The organism is Streptomyces malaysiensis subsp. malaysiensis, assembly GCF_040653035.1.
GTDB classification, from domain to species: Bacteria; Actinomycetota; Actinomycetes; order Streptomycetales; family Streptomycetaceae; genus Streptomyces; species Streptomyces malaysiensis.
In genome coordinates this window covers 144,551-168,837 of the sequence record NZ_JBEZNG010000023.1, presented here as the reverse complement: position 1 = coordinate 168,837, position 24,287 = coordinate 144,551, and the positions used below count along the sequence as shown (strand labels likewise).

Sequence of the window (24,287 nt, the reverse complement as noted above, 5' to 3'; positions counted from 1 at the left end):
CGCACCGCGCACGTCGCCTTCTGTTCCGCTACTCCACGAGTGCCGGGCGGGCCCCGCGCCGGGTCAGCCCCGCGAGCCGCCGCCCCGCTTCCTCGAGGTCGGCGGCGGACCCGCCGTACACCATGCGGACGTGCGTATCCGGCCCGGCGAAGGCGTCGCCCGCGATGGCCGTCACACCGTGATCCAGCAGCAGCCGCTCCAGCCGGCGCCCGCGGAATCCGAGAGGGGCGCAGTCCACGAAGACGAAAACACCGGCGTCGGGCCGTACCGAAGCGAGACCGGCACGCTCCAGCCCGGCGCGAAGAATGTCACGGCGGGCCCGCATGGTCGCGAACTCTTGTTCGATCCAGTCCTGCGGGCCGGTCATGACGGCGTGCGCGGCTGCCTGGGCCACGTCGCCGACGTTGATGGCGTCCCATTCGAAGGCGTGGTGTATCGGCTCCAGCAGATGGGCGGGGGCGTGCACATAGCCGATCCGCCAGCTGGTGAAGGCGTAGTTCTTGCTGAGGCTGGTGACCGTGACCAGATCCGGATGGCGATCGCGCAGCAGCATCTGCGGCACATAGCCGGGCCCGTCCCATACATATCGCTCGTAGGACTCGTCGGAGAAGACGGTCAGACCGTGGCGCGCGGCGATGTCCAGCAGCCCGCTCAGCCGTTCCCGGCCGGGCATATAGCCGGTCGGGTTGTTGGGGTTGCAGAGCAGCAGCGCCCGGGTGGCCGGGGTGATCGCGGCCTCGACGGCCGCCGGGACGTGGTCCCAACCACGGCTCTCGTCGGACGGTACGTACACCGGCCGGGCCCCCGCGAGACGGATCATGCCGTCGAAGAAATAGCTCGGAGCGGGCACCACCACTTCGTCGCCCGGTGACAGCAGAGCCCTCAGCGCCACGCTCATCCCGTGCTGGGCGCCATGAGTGATCAGCAGTTCGCCCTCCGGGTCCACGGTGAGCCCGTACGCGGCCGCCAGGTGCGAGGCGATCGCCTGACGGAGTGGTGCGGAACCGCGGCCGCGCCGGGGGAACACCTCGCCCGCGGCGGTCCGCGCCGCCTCCACGACATGCTCCGGCATGGGCAGCGTCGGCACACCGCGGAAGGGGATCATGGCTTCCTGGCTCGGCGGTGCCATCCGGACCCGGTCGGCGAGTTCAAGAGCCGGCAGACGTTCCAGCTTCATCAGGTTCCCTTCACGGATCTTGGTTGCCCCCGCCGAGTTCGGTCAGCAGTGCATCGGCGATCGCCATCCCGCGGCCATGGGTGGCTTCCAGGGAGGCGGCCCGCGCCATCGGAACCAGGAAGAGCGCTGTGGCGTTCATGGTGATCATCTCGATGTGGCAGCGGGTGTGAGTGAGCTTCCACCCCCTCTGAGATCCCTATATACACATCTAAGATCTCAGTTCCCAGCCCACCATCCCCGGGAACGTCCGTCAACCCCTCGGGGGACGCGAGATGAATCCGGCCCTCCGGAATCAGGTGACGCTGATACTGACCTCGGCGAGCGACGCATGGGACACGAGCTGATCGATGATCTGCTCCTGCGCGGCCTGCGTTCTGGCGCTCATGGCCACACGGGCCGCGGCCGGGTCACGGTCCCGGATGGCCTCGAGGATCTCCCGCCGCTGGTGCACGGCCGGCTCCGAGAAGGGCAGGGACTTCAGCGTGATCCGCAGGACTCGCTCCAGCTCGTCGAAGACCCGGATGACCGTCTGGGCCAGCATGTCATTGCCGCAGCGGTTGGCGATGATCGCGTCGAATTCGAGGTTGGCGCGAAGGAAGGCATCGAGACTGGCCGGGTCGCCCGTCTGGTACGTGACCGATAGGAGCTCCTCCATCCGGACGAGATCGCGCTCCGGGCAGCCGATCTCCGCCGCGAGACCCGCCGCCTCCACCTCCAGCAGCCGGCGGAAAGCACACAGGTCACGGGTCCCCTTGAGGGTGACCGGCAGGATGCGGTAGCCCGAGCGGGGCAGCGCCTGCACCAGACCGTCCCTTTGCAGCCGGGTCAGCGCCTCCCGGACGGGCATCGTGCCGGCGCCGGCCCGGTGCGCGAGGGTCGACTTGGTGACGTGGATGCCGGGCCCCAGCTCGAGTTGGATGATCTGGCGCTTGATGGTGGCATATGCGCGCTCGGTGGCGCTGAGGCTGGGGTGGTCTTCGCCCAGGATGGCCGGCAGATACTTCACGCCCTCACCCTAACGCAGTTGCGATCTCACGTCCTTGATACGGAGATCTCAGTCCGCAGCCCGGATCGGCCCACACCATCGCCCTCGGCGCCGAAGCACCGGGGTGGACGGCTCCGGTGGCGCCCGCCGACGTCCACCGCGAGTCAACGTTTCCTAACCTCGGAGCCCCCGGGCTCCCGGCTTCGCCTGGCCGGCCGTCGGGGCCGCGCCGAGGGGCGTGCGATGCCGGTCCACGATCCCCTCGACGATTCGCATCAGCCGGTCCCCCGCCTGATCGATGCTTCCGTTCTGCGCGCTGACCTGCGCGCCTTCGAGTACGAAGGTGATCTCGGCCGTGGCCTGCTCGGGGTCGGGCAGCCCGGCCTCGGCGCACATGGCGACCATTCTGCGGGTCTGGCGGGCCTTGTGGCGCTCGATCACCTGCCGTGCGGGATGGGAGCGGTCGGGCAGTTCGGCGATGGAGTTGATGAACGGGCAGCCCCGGTGCGAGATGGCCGGGAGTCCCTCGGCGATGAAGCGGGCCACGCCGAGGATCTGCTCCCTGGGCCGGCCGGGGTATTCGGCCTCGACCCGGTCGAAGGCCGCCTGGTAGTCGGCGGCGACGATCCGGAGCCACTCGGCGACCAGCGCGTCCTTGGTTTCGAAGTGCCGGTAGATCGCCATCTTGGTGGTCTCGGCCCGCTCGGCGATCGCCTGGACGCCCACCCGCCGGATCCCCTCGCTCTGGAAGAGCTCTTCCGCCGCGTCGAGGATGCGCTCACGGGGCGGCAGTTTCGCCACCCTGCCCGGCCTGCTGGCGGTCGATGTCATGACTGCTCCGTGACGTCCGGTCCGTTGGTCCGTTGGCGGGGCCCGGGAGCCCCTCACCTCCTGCTACGGTACCAGCCCGTTCCATACGATACCGTTGGGTATCGTTCAGCACCCAGCGGTATCGTTCTTTCCAGGTGGGAGTGACAGTGAGAGTCACGGAGTATGTGAACTTCGACGCGGTGGGGCTCGCGGAGCTGGTGGCCAAGGGCGAGGTGACCCCCGCCGAGCTGGAAGCGGCCGCACGCGAGGCCGCCCAGGCGGTCAATCCGCGGATCAACGCCGTCGTGGAGACATGGCCGGCCGACGACGAGCCCAGCCCCGGCAGCGCTCCGCTGGCCGGGGTCCCGTTCCTGATCAAGGACCTCGGAGTCGCCATGGCCGGGCGGCGCATGGAGCTGGGCAGCCGGCTCGCGGCCGGTAACGTCGCCGGCGCCGACTCCGCCCTGATGCGGCGCTTCCGCCGCGCGGGCCTCGTGACGTTCGGGCGTACCGCGACACCGGAGATGGCCTACAGCGTCACGACGGAACCCGTGCTCTACGGCGCCACCCGCAATCCATGGGACCTGGAGCGGAGCGCGGGCGGGTCCAGCGGGGGATCGGGCGCGGCCGTCGCCGCCGGGGTGGTGCCGATCGCGCATGCCACCGACGCCGCCGGTTCGATCCGCATACCCGCCGCCTACAACGGCCTGTTCGGGTTGAAGCCCACCCGTGGCCGCGTCTCCATGGGCCCCGACCTCGACGAGATCTTCAACGGCCTGGCCGTACAGGGCAGCGTCAGCCGCACCGTACGGGACAGTGCCGCGCTGCTCGACCAGATCCGCGGCCCGGAACCGGGCGACCCCTACTTCGCCCAGGAGCCGTCCCGGCCGTACGCGGAGGAGGTCACCCGCCACCCGGGAGCGCTGCGGATCGGTGTGCTCGCCCAGGCATGGGGCGGACGCCGCACCACCGCACCGGTGGCGGACGCCCTCTCCCGTACGGTGCGTCTGCTCGAATCCCTGGGCCACCGGGTGACGGAGGTCGAGGTCGACCTCGGGGCCGACTGGGAGGAGTTCGTCCTGGCCAACACCCGTCTGTGGACGGCGAATCTCGCGGCCTCGGTCGACGAGCTGGCCGCCGCCTTCGACCGGCCCGTCGACTCCTCCACCCTCGAACCGGTGATCCTCGCCAGCTACCACTACGGGCGGCGGGTCAGTGGCGTCCAGTTCGTCACCGCTCTCTCGATCCGGAACCGGATCGCGCGAAGCCTGGCACGGTACTTCGACGCCCACGACATGCTGCTCACCCCGACCATGCCGGAGCTCCCCGTGCCCTTGGGCACCTACGCCGAGGGCGCGGAGGCGCTGGACGGCCTGGGCTGGCTTCGCCGTATCTTCGACCGCTCGCCGTTCACCGCGGCGTTCAATGTGGCGGGCACGCCCGCCATGTCCGTACCGGTGACGGCCGACGCCGGGACGGGGCTCCCGGTCGGTATGCAGTTCGCCGCCGGTTACGGGCTGGAAGGCCGTCTCTTCCGCCTCGCCGGACAGCTCGAAAAGGCGAGCCCGTGGTCGGGCCGGACCCCCACGGTGTGGGCGGGGAACTCCACGGGCCGCTGAGGATCGCCCGCGGCGCGCGCCTGCGCGAGGCGGCGACGGGCGCGCGGTGTCCTCACTCGCCCGGTGTCCTCACTCGCCCGGTGTCCTCACTCGCGCGGTGTCCTCACTGACGGTCGGCGCTACGGCGGCCGAGCATGTGGCGGGCGACGAGTGCGGTGATGAGCACGACCGTGGCGGCGAGCAGATACAGCCCGAAGCTCTGGACGACCGGGTAGAGGGTGCTCAGGTGCTGGCCGGCGAGGTCGCCGAGGCTGACCCAGGCCCCGACCCACAGGGCGGCGCCGAGGGCGTTGAAGGCGAGGAAGCGGCGCCAGGACATATCGGCGAGTCCGGCGATGATGCCGTTGGCCTGGCGCATGCCCTCGATGAACCGGGAGACACTGACGATCTTGCCGCCGTGGCGGGCGAAGAACGCCTCGGCCCGGGCGATGCGGGCTTCGGTGAGCAGGACATAGCGGCCGTAGCGGTCCACGAGCCGGTGGCCGCCGAAGCGGCCGATGGCGTAGCCGAGGTTGTCGCCCGTGACGGCGGCGAGAAAGGCGATGACGGCCACCACGACGATGTTCAACTGGCCCGTACCCGCGTAGACGGCGGCGGCGATCATGACGGTTTCGCCCGGGACGGGGACGCCGAAGTCCTCGACGAATACCAGGGCGGCGACGGCCAGATAGCCCCAGTGGTCCAGCAGTGGGGCGACGTCGGCCAGGACGCCGGGAAGCGGGGGCACAGCCATCGGGGTTCTTCCTCCGGTCACGTCTCGGGCTCGGGCGCGGCAGCCGCGGTGCGGCGGTGGGCGAGCGGGACCGCCGCACCCGCCGCGAGGAGGACCGCGAGCGCCGCGTAGCCATGGGTGAGGGTGGTCGACGCGGCGATGGCGGCCACGAGCAGTGGGCCGCCCGCGTCGCCGAGCTCGCGTCCGAGCTCGGCGGCTCCCATGGTCTGGCCGAGCCGTTCGGGCGGGGTGGCGGTGGCCAGGGCGGCGAAGCCGAGCGGAGTGATCAGGCCGGTACCGGCGCCGATCAGGGCCGCTGCCAAGAGTACGCCGGTGAGTCCGGGCAGCATGGCGCAGACCAGGCCGACCGCGGTGATCAGCAGCCCGGCGGCCAGGCCGGAGCGTGCGGTGAGACGTCCGTCGTCCAGGGCGCGCCCGGCCCGGGGCTGGACGAGCGCGGCACAGGCGGCGAGCACCGATACGGCGGCGCCGGTGGTGACCGTGCCCAGCCCCGCGGCCCGCCCGGACACGGGCAGGAAGCCCACCCCGACCGAGAGCGCGGCCGTCGCCGCGGCCAGGGCGGCGGTCGGGGTGAGGAAGGCGGGGTCGGCCACCCGCCGGGCCAGGTCGAGCACCGTCTGCCGGGCCTTGGGCAGCGGCGGTACGGCGGGGACGGCGAGGGCCGCCCATACGGCGACCGCCGCGCCCAGCGCCGCCAGGACCATGAACAGCAGCCGCAGGCCCCCGGCCCACACCAGGACGCCGCCGAGCAGCGGGCCGAGCGTGTAGCCGATCGACTTGTGGAAGCCGTAACTGCCGAAGGCCCGGCCGTGCTTGGCGGTCGGGTTGAGCCGGGCGACCAGCGCGGAGGCCGACGGGGAGAAGGCGGAGGCGGCGGCGCCCTGGCCGAGTCGGGCCGCCCACAGCCAGCCTGGGCTGTCCGCCGCGACGTACAGCGCGGAGGCGGCGGCGAAGGCGATCAGCCCGCCCAGCAGCACGGGCCGGGCGCCGATCTTGTCGGCGAGGGTGCCGAAGAGCGGTTTGAGGAGTACCTCGGCGCCGTCGTACAGGGCGAGCAGCCCGCCCAGCACCAGCAGGGAGGTGACCGCGTCGTTCGAGAAGCCGCCGAGGTTGGCGGCGATGCCATGCGCGCCGAAGGCGGTGGTGAACCCGGCCGCGTACAGCGGCGCCATATGCCGGGCCGGTGCGCTCGGTACGCTCTTCGAGGTCCTCACGGCTGCTCCGGAATCTGGTGCAGGGCCGCGAAGACGCGGACCGCGTACTCCTCGCACGCGGCGGTGCACTCCTTCAGCCGCTTGCCGGCCTCGGCCGCCTCCGGCGCGCCGAAGACGTCGCGGGCGGTGAGGTCGCGGTGCCAGCGCCGCAGCCGCTCCAGCGACTGCTCCTCCTCTTCCAGTTCGGCCAGGGTGAACTTGGCGGTGCGGATCTCCTTGGCCAGTTCCTCCTCGAACTTGCCGCAGTCGGCCAGGAACTCCGTCCAGTCGGCCGAGCGGGCGGCGGTGAACAGGTCCCGGAGGCGGGCGGCGTCCTCGGGGCCGCGTCCGGCGGCGTTCAGGGTCACGGTCCGGCCACCGGCCTGCTCGGTCAGCGTGATCGCCTGGGCGATGCCATGGGCGAAGGCCGGCACCTCGGGTACGGCCCACACGCCCTGGCCGAGCGAGAGCGCGCCGGTCTTGCGCAGCTCGCGCCAGACCGCCACCCGATGCCGGGAGGGCTCGGCGGGCAGTTTGATCATGAGGATGAGCCAGCGGATTCCAGGTTCTGTGTTCGGCACACTATCGAATGTAGCAAGTGTTACACCGGCGGTTGTAGTGGTGGCCGTATATAGGCGGTGAGTCCGGTGCCCGGCAGGGGGTGGGGGATCCAGGTGCGGGCGTAGTGGGGAGGGCCGGAGCGGGTCCTGGCGAGGGCGGCGGTGGGTTCGCGGGCGGCCCGGCGCAGCAGGGTGTGCGCGGTGGTGTCGCGGTTGTTGCCGCCCACGTTGGCCGAGGCGCAGCCGTTGTCGTAGCCGATGGGCGGGGCGTGTCTGCCGCTGACCAGGCAGGGCGGGGTGAGGCCGAGGCCGCGCAGGTCATGGGCGGCGGTGCGGTAGCGGTCGGCGGTGACACGTGCCTCGGCCGCGTTGCGGTCGAGGACCTCGTACTGCGCGGACAGGTGCAGGGCGAGCAGTACGGCCGTCAGCCCGATGGCCAGGGCGCGGACGCGGGGCGGCCGGATGGCCTGTGCGCCGTGTGCGGCCAGGGCGGCGAGCGGGAGGGCGAGCAGGGCGTAGGCGGGCAGCAGGAAGCGTGGCGCGGAGTAGTCGATGAGCAGCAGGTAGGGGATGCTCAGCGCGGCGGCGCAGGCGGCGGGGAGCACGGTGGCCGCCCCGTGCCGGGCGCGCGGGGCCACGGCGCAGGCGCTGAGGGCGAGGGCGGGCAGGGCCAGCCACCACAGGGTGAGTTCGGGGTGGGTGAGCGGAACGTGGCAGGGGCGGCACAGCAGAGGGCCGTTGAGGCTGCGCCAGGCCATGCCGCCCGCCCAGCGCGCGCCCATGCCGCCCTCGGTGGCGCTGGACAGGTGCAGCCGGGCGCCGACCCCGCCCCAGCGCACATACGCCTCCGCGATCCACTCGGCGCCGCCCATGGCGAACCCTCCGGCCACGGCGAGCGCGGGCGCCGGGCGCCGCCAGGCCGGGACGATCGCGCACGCCGTGAGCAGGGGCAGGGCGAGCCAGACGCCGTCGGAGAAGCGGAAGCAGGTGGCGGCCGCGACCATGGCGCCGAGGCCGAGCAGGGCCCGCCGCCGCTCATGGAGGTGTACGGCGCGCAGGAACCAGCCGACGGCCGCCACCGCGGACAGGGCCACCCACAGATTGGGCATGGCCTGCGGCCCGTAGAGCACGGTGGTCCACAAGCTGGCGAACAGCAGCGCGGCCAGAGCGGTACGCGCACGGCCGAGCAGCGGCTGCCAGACGCGGTAGGCCGCGTACAGGGCGGCGGCGGACAACAGCGCCAGGACGACCCGGAGCACGGTGGTGGAGTGGGTGACGGCGAGCACGGGGGCGGACAGCAGGCTGATGCCGCGCGAGCGCGGGGCGCTGAAGTACGCCGCCGGACGGCCCGGATCGACCTGGGAGACGTACACCGTTTCGTCCCAGCCCAGCCCCAGGTGCGGGACCACGAGGGCGAGTTGGGCCACCGCATAGGCGATGGCGACCGGCGCCGGCCACGGGATCCGGCGTGGCGGCCGCGGGATCCGGCGTGGCGGCCGCGGGACCGCGCTCACCACGGTCACGCGGAGAGCACCCCGGTGCCCAGCAGACCGAGCAGCAGCAGCCCGATGGCGACGCGGTAGACGACGAACGCGTTGAAGGAGTGCTTGGCGACGAACTTCAGCAGCCAGGCGATCGAGGCGTAGGCGACCACGAAGGAGACGGCGGTGCCCACCACGAGCGGGGCGCTGCCGACCCCGGCGCCGACGGCGTCCTTCAGTTCGTACAGGCCCGCGCCGGTCAGCGCCGGGATGCCGAGGAAGAAGGACAGACGGGTGGCGGCCACCCGGTCCAGGTCCAGGATGAGCGCGGTGGACATGGTGGCGCCGGAGCGGGAGAAGCCGGGGAAGAGCAGCGCGAGAATCTGCGAACAGCCCACCAGCATGGCGTCCTTGAAGCTGGTGTCGTCCTCGCCGCGTTTGTGGCGGCCCATCTGGTCGGCCACCCACATCACGGCCGACCCGGCGACGAGGGAGCCGGCGACCACCCACAGGGACGCGAGCGGACCCTCGATGAACGGCTTCGCGGCCAGGCCCACGATCACGATGGGGATGGTGGCGTAGATGACCCACCAGGCGAACTTGTAGTCGTGGTGGTGCCGCTGCTCACGGTCGGCGAGTCCGCGGCCCCAGGCGGAGACGATCCGCACGATGTCCTTGAAGAAGTACACGAGCACCGCGGCGATCGCGCCGACCTGGATGACGGCGGTGAAGCCGACCACGGAGGTGTCGTCGACCGGGATGCCCATCAGCCCTTCGGTGATCTTCAGATGACCGGTGGAGGAGACGGGCAGGAACTCCGTGATGCCTTCGACGATGCCGAGGATGGCCGCCTGGCCGATGCTGATGGCACTCATCTGGATCCGTTTCTGTGAGGGCTGGGACGAGCCGTGTCCGCGGAGGAACGGCACGGCGCGGTACGGCCGCGGGGGTCGGAGAGCGTTGCGGCCGCGGAGGGATGGGACAGCATTGCGGCCGCGCGGGATGGGACAGTGTTACGACCGCGGGGGATGGGGCAGCGTTGCGGCCGCGGGTGGTGGCAGGGGCTCAGCGGCGCAGGTGGCGCAGGGCCCGGCCCGCGCGACCGCGCCAGCGGGCCTTGCGGCGCTGCCAGGCGCGGGCGGAGCGGGTGGCGGCGAGGTCGCCGAACAGCTCCTCGTAGGCGTGGGCGACGGGGGCCGGATCGAAGCGGCCGGCCGCGGCGCGGGCGGCCTCGCCCAAGCGGTGGCGGGCGGGCTCGTCGGCGATCAGGTCGCACAGCGCGACGGCCAGCGCCTGCCGGTCGCCCATGGGGACCAGGCGGCCGTCGACACCGTCGTTGATGATCTCGGCGGGGCCGAGCGGGCAGTCGGTGGCGACCACCGGTTTGCCACAGCGCATCGCCTCGACCAGCGTCATGCCGAAGGACTCCGCGTCGGAGGCGGAGGCGACGATCGACGCCTTCGCGAACTCGTCCTCGATCGGGGACACCGCGCCCATCAGCGCCGCCCGGTCCCCCAGGCCCTGCTCCTCGATCAGCCGCTGGAGCCGGTCCTTGTCGGCGCCCGCGCCATAGATGCGCAGCGACCAGTCCGGATGCTTGGCGGCGATGTCGGTGAACGCCTCGATGAGCAGGTCGAACCGCTTGGCGCGCACCAGCCGTCCGGCCGCGGCGATGACGCGGGCGCCGCCGTCGGTGGGCAGCGGACCCGGGTCGGGCACGCTGTTGGGTATGGCCAGGATCCGTACGCCCGGCAGCCGCATCCTCCTCCGGTAGACGGCCGCGTCGGCTTCGGTCGTGGTGACCACCGCGTCCAGGTCGCGGTAGTGGCCGGCGAGCTGGGCGCGCAGCTTCTTGGTGTGCGTGTCGTGGGTGAGGTGTTCCTGGGCGATGCGCAGCGCCCGGGGCGGGGCGAAGCGGGCCAGGTACACATTGACGCCCGGCCGGGTGCCGATGATCACGTCCGCGTCACAGCTCCGCAGGTACTCCCTCGCCCGCCGGTCGGTGAGGCGGCTGTACTGTTTGTACCGCTTCTCGGCGGTGGGGAAGACCTCGGCCGGCTGGCGCAGCAGCGGGTCGGAGGCGTCCGCGGCGTCCGCGCGCAGGTCGACCAGGGGCACCACCGTCACCCGTGGATCGACGGCGAATCGCGGGTAGGAGCGGTGGCGGAGCATCGATACGACCGTCACCTCGTGCCGGTCGGCGAGCTCGGCGGCGAGATTGAGCGTGGTGCGGATCGTGCCGCCGATCCCGTACACATTGTGAATCAGGAAGGTGATCTTCACTTGGCGCTCCCCGAGGGCCGAGCGCGTATGCCATCGGCGAGGGAGCCGCCCACCGCGCCGAACGCTGTCGGCGGTCGGGCGGCATCCAGCGCATGGAGATCGAGAGGCACCGCAGGGTCCTTTCCGGCCGTGCGCGGCGCAGGGCAGAGTTCTGCCCTGGTACAAGCACATGGCACACTTGACGGACAGCGACTTTTACACCGGTGTAGGAGTCCTACACGACTGTAAAAGATAAGAGGGAGGAACGCCAAAACCCATGGGCGCCCATTCGCCAGGACGCGGCTCCAAGCGGCCCAACGGCGCGCGCGAGGCCGAGATCCTCGATCTGCTACAGCGGGCCGACGGCGCGCTGACCCCCCGCGAGGTCACCGAACGCATCGGCGGCGGGCTGACCTACAACAGCGTGGTGACGATCCTCACCCGTATGCACACCAAGCAGCTGCTCACCCGCACTCCGCGCGGCCGGGCCTACGCCTACGCCCCCGTGACCGACGACCCCGGCTTCGCCGCCCGCCGTATGCGTTCCGTCCTGGAAGAGCGTTCCGACCGCCAGGACGTCCTGGCCCGCTTCGCCGACGGCCTGTCCACCGCCGACGCGGACCTGCTGCGCCAACTGCTCGAACCCGACCAGTAGCGGAAGAGGCCGTCCGGATGCGCATCGCCGTCTACATCCCCCTGCTGCTGTCCCTGCTCGCGCCCCTCGGCGCACGCCCCCTGTCGGAGCGGTGCGAACCCCGCCTGGCGACGTGGCTGCTCACCGTCTCGGCCCTCGTACTGGGCACGGCGACCACCATCTCCCTGGGGCTGCTGGCCGTCACCGGGCTGATCCGCTTCCCCGAGCTGGCCACCCTCGGCCACTGGTCGGCCCACGACGCTCAGCACGACGACCCCGCCGAACTGTCCGTCGCCATGATCGCCGGACTGCTGCTCGGCGCCGCCGTCCTCATGGCCGCCCGGATGCTCTGGCGGCGTGCCCGTACCCTGGCCGCCGCCGTCCTGGAAGCGGAGTGCATGCCCACCGAAGACGGCCTGGTCGTGGTCGAGGACGAGGCCCCGGACGCCTTCGCGATCCCCGGTCTGCCCGGCCGTGTCGTCGTCTCCACCGGCATGCTGCACACCCTGGACGAGACCGAGCGCCATATCCTGCTCGCCCATGAGCGCGCCCACCTGAGCGCACACCACTACGCCTTCGTCGCCCTGGCCCAGCTCGGCGCCGCCGCCAATCCGCTGCTGCGCCCCCTCGCCACGGCCGTGTCGTACACCATCGAACGGTGGGCCGATGAGAACGCGGCCACCGCCACCGGCGACCGCACCCAGGTCGCCCACACCGTGGCCAAGGCCGCCCTCGCCGCCCACCACCACACCCCCGCCCGCGCCGCCGGCGTCGGCCTGGCCATCTTCGGCCGCCGCGGCCCGCTCAGCGCCGCCGGCCCCGTGCCCCGCCGGGTCGCGGCCCTCCTGGCGCCGCCCTTCGGCCGCCATCCCGTCCTCGCCGCCGCGACCGTCGTCGTCCTCGCGGCCACGGCTCTTTCCACCGCCGAAGCCGCCCACGACCTCCACCTCCTGCTGGAGGCCGTCGGCGCCTGACAGGCCCGGACGACCGCGGGCCGGGCGCGTCCCCGTACCCCGGCCGCCTCCCCGTACCCCGGTACCCCTCGCCGTACGACCAAGGGACCACGCACGGCCGTCCCATCACCCCGTAGACGGAGGGGAGTTGAGGCCGTGCGACCGATGTCGTCCGACGCACACCAGCTGAATGATCGTTCCTGTCCCAATCCGCAAGCGGAAGGAACGATTTCGTGCGTAGACGAGGTCTGGCGCCCCTGTTGGCTGTCAGTGTCACGGCAACGCTGGCTCCCGCGCTCGCCACCTCCACGGCCGACGCCGCCGAGGTCGGCGCCGCTCCGGCAGCCGCCACCGGGAGCGCCCTGGACCAGTACGTCGAACAGAAGCCGAAGTGGCAGCGGTGCGAGGCCGACCTGCCGGCGGAGTACCAGTGCGCGACGATCAAGGTGCCGCTGGACTACCGGGTTCCCGGCGGCAAGCGGATCGACATGGCCATATCCCGGATCAAGAGCACCGCACCGGACCAGCGCCACGGTGTTCTGCTCGCCAATCCCGGCGGCCCCGGCGGGCCGGGGCTCGACATGCCGATGCTGATGAAGGAGTCGCTGCCCGAGTCCGCGCGGCAGAAGTACGACCTCATCGGCTTCGACCCGCGTGGCGTGGGCCGGAGCACCCCCGTCACCTGCGGTCTGGAGCCGGAGGAGGAGAACTGGCTGCGGCCGTACAAGGAAGCGACGTTCGACAAGGACGTGGCCTGGGCGCGCGATGTCGCGCGCAAGTGCCGTGAGAAGTCGGGCGCCACGCTGAAGCACATCACCACGCGCAATACGGCGCGCGACATGGACCTGCTCCGGGCGGTGCTCGGCGAGAAGAAGGTCTCGTACTTCGGCTACTCGTACGGGACCTACCTCGGCGCCGTCTACACCCAGATGTTCCCGGGCCGGGCCGACCGGTTCGTGCTGGACAGCGCGGTCGAGCCGGCGCGCGCCTGGCGGGGGATGATCCAGTGGTGGGCGGAGGGTGCCGAGCCGGCGTTCGACCGGTGGACCGAGTGGGCCGCCGCGCGTTCGGAGCGGTACGGCCTCGGTGACACCCCGAAGAAGGTCGACCGGACGTTCTGGGACCTGGTCCAGCGGGCGGACGAGAAGCCCATCGAGATGGACGGGGAGAAGTACACCGGCGATGACATCCGGGGCATGATGCGGGGCGCGGTCTTCAGTGTGAAGGAGGGCACCGAACTGGTCGTGGAGCTGAAGAAGGCCGCGGCCGGCGAGCCCGCCTCCGCGAAGAGGCTCCCGGCTCCGGCCGGAACGGCGCGCCCGGCCGCCGACGCCGACGTCCCGTCCGACAACGGCACCGCCGGCTTCTGGACCGTGGTGTGCAACGACAACTCGGCCGCCTGGTCCCGCGACCCCGAGAGCTACCGGCGGGACGCCATCGAGGACAAGGGCCGCTACCCGCTCTTCGGCGACTTCGCGTCCAGCATCAAGCCCTGCGCGTTCTGGGACAGGTCCGCCGAACCGGCCACCGTCGTGAACAACGAGGTCGGCTCGCTGGTCGTGCAGAACGAATGGGATTCCCAGACCCCGCTGCCGAGCGGTCAGGCCCTGCACGCCGATCTGAAGGGCTCGAAGATGCTGACGGTCCTCGGCGGCGAGGGCCACGGCGTCTACCCGAGCGGCAACGCGTGCGCCGACGGCGGGGTGGAGGACTACCTGACCACCGGCAAGCTGCCGGCGAAGGACGTGACCTGCGAGGCGACGGCCGGTTCGAACGGCGACGCCCGGGAGAACCGGAAGCGGGACGTACTCCCCGGGGCGCCGCTCCCGCAGCGCTCCCCGGACCGCTTCTGACCGACGGCAGGTGACGCGCGGAAGGTGGGGCGGGACCCGCGACGGGTTCCGCCCCATCCGGCCGGCGCCGCGGGATCACCCGGACGTCTTCGGCCCTGCCGTCGCCCATGGGCCGAGGGCGAACCCGCCACCCTCCCGCCGGACTTCCACCACACCCGCGCCACCGAAGTGCGCGGGGATCAGCAACTCCCGTTCATCGGCAGCCCGCCCGAGGATCCGGCGGCGGCTGGCGCGGGCTTGGTCCGGGGCCAGGCAGGCGTCGCTGTTGCAGGAGGGCTGGAGGATCTGCACCGGGCTGTGCACCAGATCTCCGACGAAGACCGCCCGGTCGCTCCCGGATACGAGCCGCAGCACGGACGAGCCGGGGGTGTGGCCGGGCGCGGACTCCAGGGTGAGGTGTTCGTCGATACGGTGGTGGCCGTCCCACAACACGGCCTGTCCGGCCCGGTGGACGGGCGCGACACTGTCCTCGTAGATCAGGCGGTCGACCTCCTCCAGACCGTTCCCGTACGCGTTGTCCGGACCGTAATGGAAGTCGTCGGCGGCCGGAACGAGGTATTGGGCGTTGGGGAACGTCGGCACCCACTCCCCGTCCGCGTCAACGGTGTTCCAGCCGACGTGGTCGACGTGGAGGTGGGTGTTGACGACGACGTCGACATCCCCCGGGCGCACACCGGCCCGCGCCAGGAGGCCGAGGAAGTCGCCCTGCCCCTGGTGGAACGGCGGCATGCCGGGACGCTCGCGTCCATTGCCCGCTCCGGTGTCCACCAGGACGGTCCGCCCACCGCTGCGCAGCACCCATGTCTGAAGCGCGAGCACCGCCCGGTCGCTCTCCGGCTCCCAGTGGTCCGGTGCCAGCCAGTCCTCGTTGTCCTTCCACACCTCGGCGGTGGCCTCCGGGAGCATGCCGGAGGTGGGCGCGAACGGTCTGCGCCACTCCACGACCCGGATGACCTCGACATCCCCCAGCACCATGCTCCGCACGCTCTCGTTCTCGTTCGTCATGCGCTCGACGTTAGGAAGGCCGAACGAGCCTCTCAATGCGCGTCCAGCTCAAGAGAATACGAATCCGTCTCACGCTTCATACGGGAGATAGGTTGGGCGGATGGATGTGGTGAGCGACGCGATCTCCGCCGTGCACCTCGGGCACCCCTCGTCCCACCGGGTGCGGACCGGCGGGAGCTGGTGCGCGCGGCTGGAGCCGTACGACGGCGCGGGCTTCTACGTCGTTCTGAAGGGCGGCTGCTGGCTGCTGGCCGACGGCGGCGCAGCGGTATCCCTCGGCGTGGGTGACGCGGTGCTGCTGCCCCATGGCACGGGCCATGTGATCGCCGATTCCCCGGTCGACGCGGCGGTCGCGAAGGAGAAGGCGGTGCCGTTCGAGCGATGGCTGATGGGGACGGGAACAGGGCCGCGCGCCCGGCCCGATCGCGATGAGCTGGAGATGCTCTGTGGCAAGTACTGGCTCGATTGCAGCCGTATGCACCCGCTCATGGCGGAGCTGCCCGAGGTCGTCCACCTTCCCCATCGAGTCGGCGGCCACCCGGAGCTGCGTGCCGCGATCGACCTGCTCGCCGGTGAGCTGGACGAGCGGCTCCCCGGCTCCTGCGTCGCGCTGCCGAGCCTGCTCGACCTCCTCCTCGTCTATATGATCCGTTCCTGGATGACCGAGGCCACCAGCGGAGCCTGGCCCGGCGCACTGGGCGATCCGGTGACGGCCGCCGCCCTGCGGGCGATGCACTCCGACCCGGCCGCGCCGTGGAGCAACGACCGCCTGGCGGCAGCGGCGGGCGTCTCCCGCCCCACCCTGGCGCGCCGGTTCACCACCCTGGTCGGCCGCCCTCCGATGACGTACCTCACCTGGTGGCGCCTGATCCTTGCGGCCACTCTGCTGCGGGACACCCCGGACACCCTGGCCACCATCGCCGGCCGGGTCGGCTACGGCAGCCCGTACGCGCTCTCACATGCCTTCGAGCGGGAGTTCGGCACCACACCGGGGCGGTATCGAGCGCAGGCCGCGGGGCGATCCGCCGCCGCGAGCCCTCAACCGGCGTCCGTAGCCACTGCCGACCGGTGAGCAGGCGCCTGCCGCGGCTATGACCCTCCTCGGGGTCCGAGCGCCGCGGCCACGAAGGACGCGACCAGCGGCCGGCGGTCCTCCTCGTTCCAGGCGAGCACGAGGCGGCTGGGCGGGGCGTCGGTCACCGGGACGCAGACCAGACCGGCCGGGACCGGTTCGACCAGCGAGCGGGGCAGTACTCCGATCATCCGGCTCACCGTGATCATATGGAGCAGCTGGACCACATCGGCGACCTCGGGACCGGTGCCATCGCCCCCGGGGACCCCCTTCCAGCGCGGCAGCGTCTCACCGGCCAGGTCGGACATGCGCACCGAGGCGCGCCCGGCCAGCCGGTGCCCGGACGGGAGGATGGCCACGCGCTCCTCGCTGTGCAGCGTCTCGTGGGCCAGGCCGTCGAGATCGTCGAACGGTGCGAAGAGCAGACCGACGTCGGCCCGGCCGTCGCGCAGGAAGTCGGTGCGGTCGGCGGGGCCGCTGAACAGGATGTCCACCCGGCGGGCGTCGGGCTGGTGGGCGTACTCGGCCAGGATCCCGGAGAGCAGCCCGGCGTCGCCGCCGGGCTTGAGCACGAGCCGCAGATGGACCTGGGTGTCGGCGGCGCGCCGGGCGTTCCGGACGGCGGCGCTGACCGCGTTGAGCGCATGCCGCCCGTGTTCCCGCAGCGCCTCCCCGGCCGGGGTGAGCTCGACATGCCTGCTGGAGCGGACGAAGAGCGGTACGCCGAGCCGGGTCTCGATCCGCCGGATCGCCTTCGACAGCGCCGGCTGGGCGATCGAGAGCCGGACGGCGGCCCGGCTGAAGTGCAGCTCATCGGCGACCGCGATGAAGTACTCGAGCTCCCGGGTCTCCAGTTCGATCATTCCTCCAGGTTATCGCCGAATGTCGAACCGGTCTTGGACGCCGGTGGCTCCGGCCATCAAGAATTGCCGCATGATCAACCACACGATGATCGTCTCCTTCGATCAGCCCCTGCCCGCCACCGAGCTCGACCAATACCTCGCGGATATCGAACGGGTCATGCTCGACTCCGGCTTCGTACGGTCGGTCGTGGCCCGCCGCCATATCCCCGTCCCCGGCGAGGAGGCCATTCCGGCGCTGATCGCGACCGCGATCGTGCAGATCGCCCTGGCCGACACCGACACGATGGCGAAGGCGTTCACCGCGCCCGGCGTGCACGAGGTCATCGACCGCTGGCAGTCGCGGTACCCGTACAAGGTCGCCTACGCGAACCACGAGCCGCTGGTATGAGCGACGTCTCCGGAAAGGTGGGACTGGTCACCGGCGCCGGGAGTGGGATCGGCCGCGCCACGGCGCTCCGGTTGGCCCGGAGCGGCGCCGCGGTCGCCGTGCTCGACATCGACGGGGGCACGGCGGCCGAGACCGCCGAGATGATCAGGAAGGACGGCGGGGAAGCGCTGGCCGTCACCGTCGACATCGCCGATGAACACTCCGTGCGCGCGGCCGTCGAGCGCACCGCCACGACGTACGCCGGTCTCGACTTCGCCGTGAACAACGCCGGTATGGCCTCGCACCACCGGCGGCTCGACCGGATGCCCCTGGACGAGTTCGAGCGCGTGCTCCACGTCAACCTGGCCGGGACCTTCCTGAGCATGAAGTACGAGCTGCCCTTGCTCAAAGGCGGCGGCGCGATCGTCAACATCGCCTCCAACGGCGGTCTGTACGCGATCCCGCACGCCCCCGCCTACGTGGCCGCCAAGCACGGCGTCGTCGGCCTCACCAAGGCCGCGGCGGTCGACCACGCGCCGGAGAACATCCGGGTCAACGCCGTCTGTCCCGGACCGACCCGCACCGCCGGGTTCGAGAAGGTGGCGGCCGGCACCGATATGACCGCGCGGCAGGAGGCGATCACGCCGCTCGGCCGGCTGGCCACTCCGGAGGAGGTCGCCGCGGCGGCGGTCTGGCTCTGCTCGGACGCCGCGTCCTACGTCACCGGGATCGCGATGTCGGTCGACGGCGGGCGGCGGGCATGAGTGTGCCCCTCTCGACATGCTCCATTCGGGCGGGTCCTGGGCCCCACCAGCGCATCTCCCCCGGTCGGCCCGTGTGCCCGGCCACTTCCCTGCCGCACCGGCACGACCGGGCGGGTGGCCCGGCCGAGCACATGAAGCCCGATGGAGCCGAGCAGAAAGCCGGCCACGGCGCCACGGCCCCGTGAGCTCCGATTCGCAGGGTGGCGCGGAGGCGCGCAGCATGGACACATCCCGTCGGCGGCATGGACAGCATCCCGTCGGAGGACGCTCCGCCACAGGAGGTCGGCGATGGCGCAGGCACCCGGACAGGAACCGATCGTGGTCGGTCTCGACCCCGATCCGGGCAGACGCGCGGCACTCGACTGGGCCGCCGACGAGGCGGACCGGCGCCGTCTGCCGCTGCTGGTGGCCCTCGCGCAGAACGTGCCGACCCCCGGGTACCGGCCGACGGGCGGGCGGCCGTCCTGGGAGGAGTGGAACGACGCGCTGCACGCGACGGGGGATCGTGTGCTGAAGGAGGCGGTGGCCTCCGTCGAGTCCCGGCATCCCCGGCTGCGGGTGTCGGGGCTGCTGGCCGAGGGGCATCCGGCCTGGGTACTGCGTGAGCAGGCGCGGAACGCCACGGAAGTGGTGCTCGGTTCGTGGCGTCTGAACGCTCTTCAGGAGCTCTTCGCCTCCTCCGCCGTCACCTTGCCGCTCATCGCCCACGCGCCCTGCCCGGTGGTGGTCGTACCGGAGTCGGAACACGCTCCCCGGCGGGAGCCGTATTTCGTGGTCGGGGTCGACGGCAGCCGCCACTCCGCGGCCGCCGTCGACTTCGCCTTCGACGAGGCCGCGGTGCACGGCTCGGCCCTGCGGGCGCTCTATGTGTGGCAGCCTCCGCGGCTCGGACTGGTGGACGAGGACGAGGCCGTCCAGGAGTGCCGCCGGCTGCTGTCGGAGACCGTCGCCGGGCGTACCGCCGACCATCCGGAGGTGGAACTGCGCCAAGAGGTCGTACCGGGCCACCCGGTGCAGGCCCTGGCCGAGGCGTCCGAACATGCCCTCGGCCTGATCGTGGGCACACACGGGCACGGCGGTTTCACCGGCATGCTGCTGGGCTCCGTCAGCCAGGGCGTGGTGCTGCACGCGCGCTGTCCGGTCATCACCGTCCCGCGCGCCTGACCACGGCCGCGGCGGACCCGGCGGCTCAGGCCCTGGTGGGGCGGGCGGCGATCTCCCGCAGCAGCTCCATCACCGCCCGCGCGCGGGCGGTCTGGGTCATGCCCTTCACCGAGGCGATCTTGACTTCGAGCGCGGGGCTCTCGTCCCGCAGCTCCAGTTCCGCGATCTCGCCGCCGCCGTAGGTCTGGCTGGTCGCGGGGCGCTGGTTCAGCACGGAGTATCCGAGCCCTCGGGCCACCAGCGACCGTACGGTCTCATAGCTCCGGGTGCGGTAGCGGACATCGGGCGCGGTGCCGGTGGCGGCCACCAGCGAGCGGAAGTAGTCGCGGCTGTGCGGCAGGTCGAGCAGGACGAGCGGTTCCGCGGAGAGTTCGGCCAGCTCCACGCCGCCCTGCCGGGCCAGCGGGTGATCGGCCGGGACGATGACATAGGCCGGGGCCCGCGCGATCGTCTCGCTGCGCAGATCCGGTTCGGCGGGCAGACCGATGTCGTAGGTGAGGGCGAAGTCGATGCGCCCCGCGCCCAGCGCCTGGACGAGCTGATCCGTCTCCGCCTCCACCACGTCGATCTCGATGCCCGGGTAGTGGCGGGTGCATTCGCTGAACAGGGGCGGCAGATAGTACGGGGCCAGCGTCACGAAGCAGCCGACGGCCACCGGCCCGGAGATGGTCTCACCGTCTCCCCGGGCCTCCCGCTCGACCTCACGGGCGCGGGCCAGCAGCTCCCGCGCGTGCTGCTGAAGCCTCTCCCCCGCGGGGGTCAGGGTCAGTCCCCGGCCCCTGCGGCGGATGAACAGCTGCGCCCCCAGGTCGCGCTCCAGGTTGTGGATGGCCGCGGACACGGCGGACTGCGCGATATGGAGCTCCCCCGACGCCTCCGTCATCGACCCGCGCTCGGCGGCGACGAGGAAGTAGCGGAGCTGGAGGAGGGTGAAACCCACCGGTGACGTCATGCGTGACCCTCGCGCCTGGTGATCCGTGTCCGTATCGACGCCGACCCTATGCGGCCGGCGCCTCATGGCGCTCGGAGGGCGCGTCGGGGACGTCCTCGGGGCGCAGCAGGGCGGAACCGGCGGTCTCCTTCAGGGACAGCGCGGCGATGAGCCCGCCGGCGGCGAACACCATCAGATAGGGGCCGGGCACCAGGGTGGAGCCGGTCGCGGAGATGAGCACGGTCATCAGATACGGCACCGTGCCGGCGAACAGGGCGGCGGTGATGTTGTAGGCGATGGACAGGCCGCTCTGGCGCGTGCGGGTGGGGAAGATCTCCGCCGACCACACCGCGTAGGTGCCGAGGATCGCGGCGAGGATCGCGCCGAGCAGCAGACCGGCGATCCAGGTTCCGGCGAGCCCGCTGCGCATCAGGAGGAACGCGGGGGTGGAGAGGACCAGGAGGGCCGCGGTGGCCCCGACGAAGACCGGTTTGCGTCCCACCCGGTCGGACAGCAGCCCGAACACCGGGACCAGCACCAGCCCCAGCAGCGAGATCACCGTGGACAGCAGGGCGGCGCTGCCCGCCGAGTGCCCCAGGTGGTCGGTCTCGTAGGTGACCAGGTATGTCAGCACCGCGTAGAAGGGCACATGCATGGCCGCCATCAGGCCCGCCGCCTGGAGCAGCTGCGGCTTGTGGTGGCGGAACAGCTCCCGTACGGGGGTGCGGGCCACGGTGTCGTTGGCTTCGAGCGCCCGGTACTCGGGGGTGTCCTCGATCTTGTTGCGGATGATGAAGCCGATGACGCCGAGCGGCGCGGAGATGAGGAAGGGGACGCGCCAGCCCCAGGCGGTCAGCTGGCTCTCGTCGAGCCCCGTCGACAGCAGCAGATAGACGAACGAACCGGCGAGGAAGCCCAGCAGCGAGCCGACCTCGAGCCAGCTCACCCCGAATCCGCGGCGGCGCCGGGTGGCGGTCTCGGCGAGGAAGCTCGCCGCGCTGCCGAACTCGCCGCCCGCCGCGAATCCCTGGACCAGGCGCAGGACCACCAGGAGCACCGGGGCGGCGACCCCGATCGCGGCGTAGCCGGGGAGCAGACCTATCGTGAGGGTCGCTCCGGACATCATGAAGATGACCAGCGACAGTGTGCGCTTGCGACCGATCCGGTCACCGAGCGGCCCGAACACCATGGCACCGATCGGCCGGATGCCGAAGGACACGGCGAACACGCCGAACACGGCGAGCAGTCCGGTGGTGCCGTTCTCGTCCGGGAAGAACACGGTCGCGACGGTACTGGCGAGATAGGCGTAGGCAGCCCAGTCGAACCAGTGCACGAACACGCCGACGGCTCCCGCGACAACGCTTCTGCGCAGTGCGGCGACGTCGGTGGCCACCTCGACCTCGGCCGTGGTGACGTCGGTGTGAGGAGTGGGCATGCGCGCCTCCTTGGGGAATGGGTGGAAGAAACCGGAGCTGAGCGGGTGCCGCCGGTCGCCGTGCCCTCAGCGCGCGGGCCGGCCGATTGGGGAGGGGGGCTGGATGAGCACACGGGGTTCCGCCTCGGTCGGTAACCGGCGCTCGCGCATCAGGTCGAGCTCCGGTCCACACCGGTCCAGGCCAGCGCCGTCGCCGCGTCGAGCAGGGCCCGCTGGGCCTTCCCGCCCACGCAGAACGCGGCGAACTCGTGCTGGTGGTTGGTGGCGGGCAGCGAGCCGATGCCGATGTAGGGGTGGATGGCGGGCACGACCTGCGAGACATTGCCCATATCGGTGGAGGCGCGGTTCATCCGGGCGGCCTGCCCGGGCGGGGCGAACTCCCGTCCCAGGTCGAGGGCGTTCGCACGGTAGTGGTCGAGAGCGGTCTCGTCGGTGCGGAACTCCGCGTACGGTTTGCTCTCCGGCTCGATCTCCAGCTCGCACCCGGTGGCGAGGGCACCCGCCTCGAAGGCCCGTATGACCCGCGGTTCCAGCTCGGCCAGTTCGGCGAGGGTCTCCGCCCTGACGTACCAGCGGCCGGTGGCCCGCTCCGGGATGGCGTTCGGCGCGTCCCCGGCGTGGGTCACCACACCGTGCACCCGGGCGGAGGCCGGCAGCTGCTGGCGGAGCAGCCCGATCGCGACCTGGGCCACGGTGAAGGCGTCGGCGGCGTTGACCCCGGCCTCGGGGTAGGCCGCGGCGTGCGCGGACTTCCCCGTGTAGGAGATCTTCGAGTGGCTGACCGCGAACGGGCGGGCCTCGGCGACGTCGACCGGCGCCGGGTGCGCCATCATCGCGAGGTCCACCCCGGCGAAGGCGCCCCGGTCGAGCATCTCGATCTTGCCACCGCCGCCCTCCTCCGCCGGGGTGCCGTAGACCTCGACGGTGAGACCGGCGTCGTCGGCGACGGCGGCCAGGCCGAGCGCGGCGCCGACCGAGCTCGCCGCGATGAGATTGTGCCCGCACGCATGGCCGAGGCCGGGCAGTGCGTCGTACTCGGCGCACAGCGCGAGCCGGACCGGCCCGCCGCCGAACCGGGCGTGGAAGGCGGTGTCCAGGCCCAGGTAGGACGAGGTGACATCGAATCCGGCGCGGTCCAGCAGCTCGGGTACGGCGGCCGCCGCCCGGTGCTCCTCCCAGGCGGTCTCCGGGTCGGCGTGCAGCCGCTCGGACAGGCCGATCAGCTCCTCGGCGTGCCGGTCGACCTCCTGCCGGGCGGCGTCTTTCAGCGCCCTCATCACAGATCGCCCGGTACGCCGTAGGAGGGGGCGGAGGCGGGGTCGAGTCCACGGCGCACATAGTCGTCCCGCTGCGGCAGCCAGACGGCGAGGAGTTCGGCGAGCCGGTCGACGGGGTCGTCGGCCCAGTCCACGCGCAGATCGGTCACCCGCCAGTCCACGTCCGCGACGACCGCGAGCCCCGCGGAGTGCACCGGCCCCTCCTCGCCACCGGCCTCGACGGCGGCCTTCAGGGCGGTGACCAGCCGCTCCTCCAGCTCCCCGGTGGCGGCGGCGTACGCGTCGAGGAGGACGCCGGGGATGTGCTCGCCGCACAGCATGTTGCCGGCCGCCACCGCGCCCTCGGCGGTGGCCGAGGCGTGCCTGCCCAGGGTGTGCGGTCCGCTGAAGGCGAACCCGGGCCCGGAGCGGCCCACCACGGTCAGCTGGCGGTACGCGATGGACTTCGCGTTGCGCGCCGCGCCGGTGACACCGGCCAGGGCGCGTTCCGCGTCGCCGTGGTCCGCCAGCCCCGCCAGCAGGCTGGTGCCGAGCGTGGGGTCGGTGATGTTCTGCGAGGCCGCCGCGCCGACCCCGGGCCGCAGATGGGCGACCCGGGCGGCGACCGCCGGACTCGATGAGCTGGCCACGATGCCGAACCGGTCGCCATCGCGGACCACCAGGGAGAACGTCATGCCCGCGCCTCCTCGGGAATCACGGCGACGGCGTCGATCTCGCACAGCCACTCCGGGCGGGCCAGCGCCGACACCACCAGGCCGGTGGAGATCGGGTGGACCCCCTTGGTCCAGCGGCCCACGGTGCGGTACACCGCCTCGCGATACCGCGGGTCGATCAGATAGATGGTGAGCTTGACCAGGTGCTCCATCCGGCTGCCCGCCTCTTCGAGCAGCATCTTGATGTTCGCCATGGCCTGCTCCGCCTGCGCCTCGGCGTCGCCGACGCCCACCGACTCACTGGTGTCGAGGTCCTGGCCGATCTGGCCCCGGACATACACGGTGTTGCCCGCGACCACGGCCTGGCAGAGGTCGTTGTCGAGGTTCTGCTCGGGATAGGTCTCGCGGGTGTTGAACGGCCGGATCCGGGTGTGCCCGCCGGCGACGATCGGGGCCTTCACCTGGCGGCCCTCGTTCATGGAGGTCATCGTCCGCT

At 71.9% G+C, this 24,287-nt stretch carries 25 protein-coding genes; 8 read left to right on the top strand and 17 right to left on the bottom strand.

Annotated elements, in window-relative coordinates; translation table 11 throughout:
- Nucleotides 1–28 precede the first annotated feature (28 nt).
- The 4 genes from AB0E24_RS35230 to AB0E24_RS35215 form a co-directional block, all read right to left on the bottom strand.
- On the bottom strand, nt 29–1,177 hold the full coding sequence (locus AB0E24_RS35230) for a pyridoxal phosphate-dependent aminotransferase (protein WP_359383289.1): 1,149 nt from the start codon (nt 1,175–1,177) through the stop codon (nt 29–31).
- Nucleotides 1,178–1,187: 10 nt separating this feature from the next.
- A complete protein-coding gene (locus tag AB0E24_RS35225) occupies nt 1,188–1,316 on the bottom strand; it encodes a hypothetical protein (protein ID WP_359383287.1) in 129 nt (42 codons plus the stop codon).
- A 153-nt stretch (nt 1,317–1,469) separates the two neighbouring features.
- Nucleotides 1,470–2,183, bottom strand: coding sequence for a GntR family transcriptional regulator (locus AB0E24_RS35220; RefSeq protein WP_359383284.1), 714 nt, complete (start codon nt 2,181–2,183; stop codon nt 1,470–1,472).
- A 153-nt stretch (nt 2,184–2,336) separates the two neighbouring features.
- A complete protein-coding gene (locus AB0E24_RS35215) occupies nt 2,337–2,993 on the bottom strand; it encodes a TetR/AcrR family transcriptional regulator (protein WP_283887450.1) in 657 nt (218 codons plus the stop codon).
- Between the two features lie 146 nt (nt 2,994–3,139).
- On the opposite strand from AB0E24_RS35215, the gene AB0E24_RS35210 reads away from it, so the two are divergent.
- The gene (locus AB0E24_RS35210; RefSeq protein ID WP_147967728.1) at nt 3,140–4,591 is read left to right on the top strand and encodes an amidase; all 1,452 of its coding nucleotides are present in this window, start codon (nt 3,140–3,142) and stop codon (nt 4,589–4,591) included.
- Between the two features lie 103 nt (nt 4,592–4,694).
- On the opposite strand, the gene AB0E24_RS35205 is transcribed toward AB0E24_RS35210, so the two are convergent.
- The 6 genes from AB0E24_RS35205 to AB0E24_RS35180 form a co-directional block, all read right to left on the bottom strand.
- Nucleotides 4,695–5,324 (bottom strand): DedA family protein, encoded by a 630-nt coding sequence (locus AB0E24_RS35205; protein ID WP_359383281.1) that lies wholly within the window; start codon nt 5,322–5,324, stop codon nt 4,695–4,697.
- Nucleotides 5,325–5,341: 17 nt separating this feature from the next.
- The gene (locus AB0E24_RS35200) at nt 5,342–6,496 is read right to left on the bottom strand and encodes an MFS transporter (protein ID WP_359383349.1); all 1,155 of its coding nucleotides are present in this window, start codon (nt 6,494–6,496) and stop codon (nt 5,342–5,344) included.
- A gap of 38 nt (nt 6,497–6,534) precedes the next feature.
- A complete protein-coding gene (locus AB0E24_RS35195; RefSeq protein WP_269788046.1) occupies nt 6,535–7,059 on the bottom strand; it encodes a Chromate resistance protein ChrB in 525 nt (174 codons plus the stop codon).
- 59 nt (nt 7,060–7,118) lie between these two features.
- The gene (locus tag AB0E24_RS35190) at nt 7,119–8,600 is read right to left on the bottom strand and encodes a glycosyltransferase family 39 protein (protein ID WP_359383279.1); all 1,482 of its coding nucleotides are present in this window, start codon (nt 8,598–8,600) and stop codon (nt 7,119–7,121) included.
- A complete protein-coding gene (locus AB0E24_RS35185) occupies nt 8,597–9,433 on the bottom strand; it encodes an undecaprenyl-diphosphate phosphatase (RefSeq protein ID WP_283887445.1) in 837 nt (278 codons plus the stop codon). Before AB0E24_RS35185 ends, AB0E24_RS35190 begins: the two co-directional genes overlap by 4 nt.
- Nucleotides 9,434–9,623: 190 nt before the next feature.
- Complete coding sequence (locus AB0E24_RS35180) at nt 9,624–10,841, bottom strand: glycosyltransferase family 4 protein (RefSeq protein ID WP_359383276.1); 1,218 nt, start codon at nt 10,839–10,841, stop codon at nt 9,624–9,626.
- A gap of 256 nt (nt 10,842–11,097) precedes the next feature.
- Between AB0E24_RS35180 and AB0E24_RS35175 the strand changes: the two genes are divergently transcribed.
- The 3 genes from AB0E24_RS35175 (at nt 11,098) to AB0E24_RS35165 (ending at nt 14,260) form a co-directional block, all read left to right on the top strand.
- Nucleotides 11,098–11,475, top strand: a complete 378-nt coding sequence (locus AB0E24_RS35175; protein WP_069861683.1) for a BlaI/MecI/CopY family transcriptional regulator — start codon at nt 11,098–11,100, stop codon at nt 11,473–11,475.
- Nucleotides 11,476–11,492: 17 nt separating this feature from the next.
- On the top strand, nt 11,493–12,428 hold the full coding sequence (locus AB0E24_RS35170; RefSeq protein WP_102933934.1) for a M56 family metallopeptidase: 936 nt from the start codon (nt 11,493–11,495) through the stop codon (nt 12,426–12,428).
- 212 nt (nt 12,429–12,640) lie between these two features.
- On the top strand, nt 12,641–14,260 hold the full coding sequence (locus AB0E24_RS35165) for an alpha/beta hydrolase (protein ID WP_359383273.1): 1,620 nt from the start codon (nt 12,641–12,643) through the stop codon (nt 14,258–14,260).
- 75 nt (nt 14,261–14,335) lie between these two features.
- On the opposite strand, the gene AB0E24_RS35160 is transcribed toward AB0E24_RS35165, so the two are convergent.
- A complete protein-coding gene (locus AB0E24_RS35160) occupies nt 14,336–15,265 on the bottom strand; it encodes an MBL fold metallo-hydrolase (RefSeq protein WP_359383270.1) in 930 nt (309 codons plus the stop codon).
- A gap of 100 nt (nt 15,266–15,365) precedes the next feature.
- On the opposite strand from AB0E24_RS35160, the gene AB0E24_RS35155 reads away from it, so the two are divergent.
- Complete coding sequence (locus AB0E24_RS35155) at nt 15,366–16,337, top strand: AraC family transcriptional regulator (RefSeq protein ID WP_359383268.1); 972 nt, start codon at nt 15,366–15,368, stop codon at nt 16,335–16,337.
- Nucleotides 16,338–16,354: 17 nt separating this feature from the next.
- On the opposite strand, the gene AB0E24_RS35150 is transcribed toward AB0E24_RS35155, so the two are convergent.
- The gene (locus tag AB0E24_RS35150; protein WP_359383265.1) at nt 16,355–17,200 is read right to left on the bottom strand and encodes a LysR family transcriptional regulator; all 846 of its coding nucleotides are present in this window, start codon (nt 17,198–17,200) and stop codon (nt 16,355–16,357) included.
- Between the two features lie 70 nt (nt 17,201–17,270).
- Between AB0E24_RS35150 and AB0E24_RS35145 the strand changes: the two genes are divergently transcribed.
- The 3 genes from AB0E24_RS35145 to AB0E24_RS35130 all read left to right on the top strand — a co-directional run bounded on the left by AB0E24_RS35145 (nt 17,271) and on the right by AB0E24_RS35130 (nt 19,495).
- The gene (locus AB0E24_RS35145; RefSeq protein WP_079256803.1) at nt 17,271–17,588 is read left to right on the top strand and encodes a hypothetical protein; all 318 of its coding nucleotides are present in this window, start codon (nt 17,271–17,273) and stop codon (nt 17,586–17,588) included.
- Entirely contained in the window at nt 17,585–18,331 is a 747-nt protein-coding gene (locus AB0E24_RS35140) for an SDR family NAD(P)-dependent oxidoreductase (protein WP_359383261.1), read from the top strand. Before AB0E24_RS35145 ends, AB0E24_RS35140 begins: the two co-directional genes overlap by 4 nt.
- Nucleotides 18,332–18,619: 288 nt before the next feature.
- Complete coding sequence (locus AB0E24_RS35130) at nt 18,620–19,495, top strand: universal stress protein (RefSeq protein ID WP_079256805.1); 876 nt, start codon at nt 18,620–18,622, stop codon at nt 19,493–19,495.
- 25 nt (nt 19,496–19,520) lie between these two features.
- On the opposite strand, the gene AB0E24_RS35125 is transcribed toward AB0E24_RS35130, so the two are convergent.
- The 5 genes from AB0E24_RS35125 to AB0E24_RS35105 all read right to left on the bottom strand — a co-directional run bounded on the left by AB0E24_RS35125 (nt 19,521) and on the right by AB0E24_RS35105 (nt 24,279).
- Complete coding sequence (locus tag AB0E24_RS35125) at nt 19,521–20,447, bottom strand: LysR family transcriptional regulator (RefSeq protein ID WP_069861669.1); 927 nt, start codon at nt 20,445–20,447, stop codon at nt 19,521–19,523.
- A 46-nt stretch (nt 20,448–20,493) separates the two neighbouring features.
- Nucleotides 20,494–21,861: an MFS transporter gene (locus tag AB0E24_RS35120; protein WP_079152862.1), complete on the bottom strand. Its 1,368-nt coding sequence runs from the start codon at nt 21,859–21,861 to the stop codon at nt 20,494–20,496.
- Between the two features lie 149 nt (nt 21,862–22,010).
- Nucleotides 22,011–23,138, bottom strand: coding sequence for a M20 family metallopeptidase (locus tag AB0E24_RS35115; RefSeq protein ID WP_359383256.1), 1,128 nt, complete (start codon nt 23,136–23,138; stop codon nt 22,011–22,013).
- Nucleotides 23,138–23,812, bottom strand: a complete 675-nt coding sequence (locus AB0E24_RS35110; protein ID WP_093703099.1) for a DUF1028 domain-containing protein — start codon at nt 23,810–23,812, stop codon at nt 23,138–23,140. The genes AB0E24_RS35115 and AB0E24_RS35110 overlap by 1 nt, the downstream gene beginning before the upstream one ends.
- The gene (locus tag AB0E24_RS35105; protein ID WP_176743134.1) at nt 23,809–24,279 is read right to left on the bottom strand and encodes a RidA family protein; all 471 of its coding nucleotides are present in this window, start codon (nt 24,277–24,279) and stop codon (nt 23,809–23,811) included. The genes AB0E24_RS35110 and AB0E24_RS35105 overlap by 4 nt, the downstream gene beginning before the upstream one ends.
- Between the last annotated feature and the right edge of the window lie 8 nt (nt 24,280–24,287).

What these genes read in the sequence shown, in the direction of transcription:
- AB0E24_RS35205 (WP_359383281.1), bottom strand. Translation starts at nt 5,324, where the DNA reads ATGGCTGTGCCCCCGCTTCCCGGCGTCCTGGCCGACGTCGCCCCACTG.
- AB0E24_RS35170 (WP_102933934.1), top strand. Translation starts at nt 11,493, where the DNA reads ATGCGCATCGCCGTCTACATCCCCCTGCTGCTGTCCCTGCTCGCGCCC.
- AB0E24_RS35130 (WP_079256805.1), top strand. Translation starts at nt 18,620, where the DNA reads ATGGCGCAGGCACCCGGACAGGAACCGATCGTGGTCGGTCTCGACCCC.
- AB0E24_RS35115 (WP_359383256.1), bottom strand. Translation starts at nt 23,138, where the DNA reads ATGAGGGCGCTGAAAGACGCCGCCCGGCAGGAGGTCGACCGGCACGCC.
- AB0E24_RS35230 (WP_359383289.1), bottom strand. Translation starts at nt 1,177, where the DNA reads ATGAAGCTGGAACGTCTGCCGGCTCTTGAACTCGCCGACCGGGTCCGG.
- AB0E24_RS35120 (WP_079152862.1), bottom strand. Translation starts at nt 21,861, where the DNA reads ATGCCCACTCCTCACACCGACGTCACCACGGCCGAGGTCGAGGTGGCC.
- AB0E24_RS35150 (WP_359383265.1), bottom strand. Translation starts at nt 17,200, where the DNA reads ATGATCGAACTGGAGACCCGGGAGCTCGAGTACTTCATCGCGGTCGCC.
- AB0E24_RS35175 (WP_069861683.1), top strand. Translation starts at nt 11,098, where the DNA reads ATGGGCGCCCATTCGCCAGGACGCGGCTCCAAGCGGCCCAACGGCGCG.
- AB0E24_RS35125 (WP_069861669.1), bottom strand. Translation starts at nt 20,447, where the DNA reads ATGACGTCACCGGTGGGTTTCACCCTCCTCCAGCTCCGCTACTTCCTC.
- AB0E24_RS35105 (WP_176743134.1), bottom strand. Translation starts at nt 24,279, where the DNA reads ATGACCTCCATGAACGAGGGCCGCCAGGTGAAGGCCCCGATCGTCGCC.
- AB0E24_RS35160 (WP_359383270.1), bottom strand. Translation starts at nt 15,265, where the DNA reads ATGACGAACGAGAACGAGAGCGTGCGGAGCATGGTGCTGGGGGATGTC.
- AB0E24_RS35155 (WP_359383268.1), top strand. Translation starts at nt 15,366, where the DNA reads ATGGATGTGGTGAGCGACGCGATCTCCGCCGTGCACCTCGGGCACCCC.
- AB0E24_RS35140 (WP_359383261.1), top strand. Translation starts at nt 17,585, where the DNA reads ATGAGCGACGTCTCCGGAAAGGTGGGACTGGTCACCGGCGCCGGGAGT.
- AB0E24_RS35145 (WP_079256803.1), top strand. Translation starts at nt 17,271, where the DNA reads ATGATCAACCACACGATGATCGTCTCCTTCGATCAGCCCCTGCCCGCC.
- AB0E24_RS35185 (WP_283887445.1), bottom strand. Translation starts at nt 9,433, where the DNA reads ATGAGTGCCATCAGCATCGGCCAGGCGGCCATCCTCGGCATCGTCGAA.
- AB0E24_RS35200 (WP_359383349.1), bottom strand. Translation starts at nt 6,496, where the DNA reads ATGGCGCCGCTGTACGCGGCCGGGTTCACCACCGCCTTCGGCGCGCAT.
- AB0E24_RS35195 (WP_269788046.1), bottom strand. Translation starts at nt 7,059, where the DNA reads ATGATCAAACTGCCCGCCGAGCCCTCCCGGCATCGGGTGGCGGTCTGG.
- AB0E24_RS35110 (WP_093703099.1), bottom strand. Translation starts at nt 23,812, where the DNA reads ATGACGTTCTCCCTGGTGGTCCGCGATGGCGACCGGTTCGGCATCGTG.
- AB0E24_RS35215 (WP_283887450.1), bottom strand. Translation starts at nt 2,993, where the DNA reads ATGACATCGACCGCCAGCAGGCCGGGCAGGGTGGCGAAACTGCCGCCC.
- AB0E24_RS35225 (WP_359383287.1), bottom strand. Translation starts at nt 1,316, where the DNA reads ATGAACGCCACAGCGCTCTTCCTGGTTCCGATGGCGCGGGCCGCCTCC.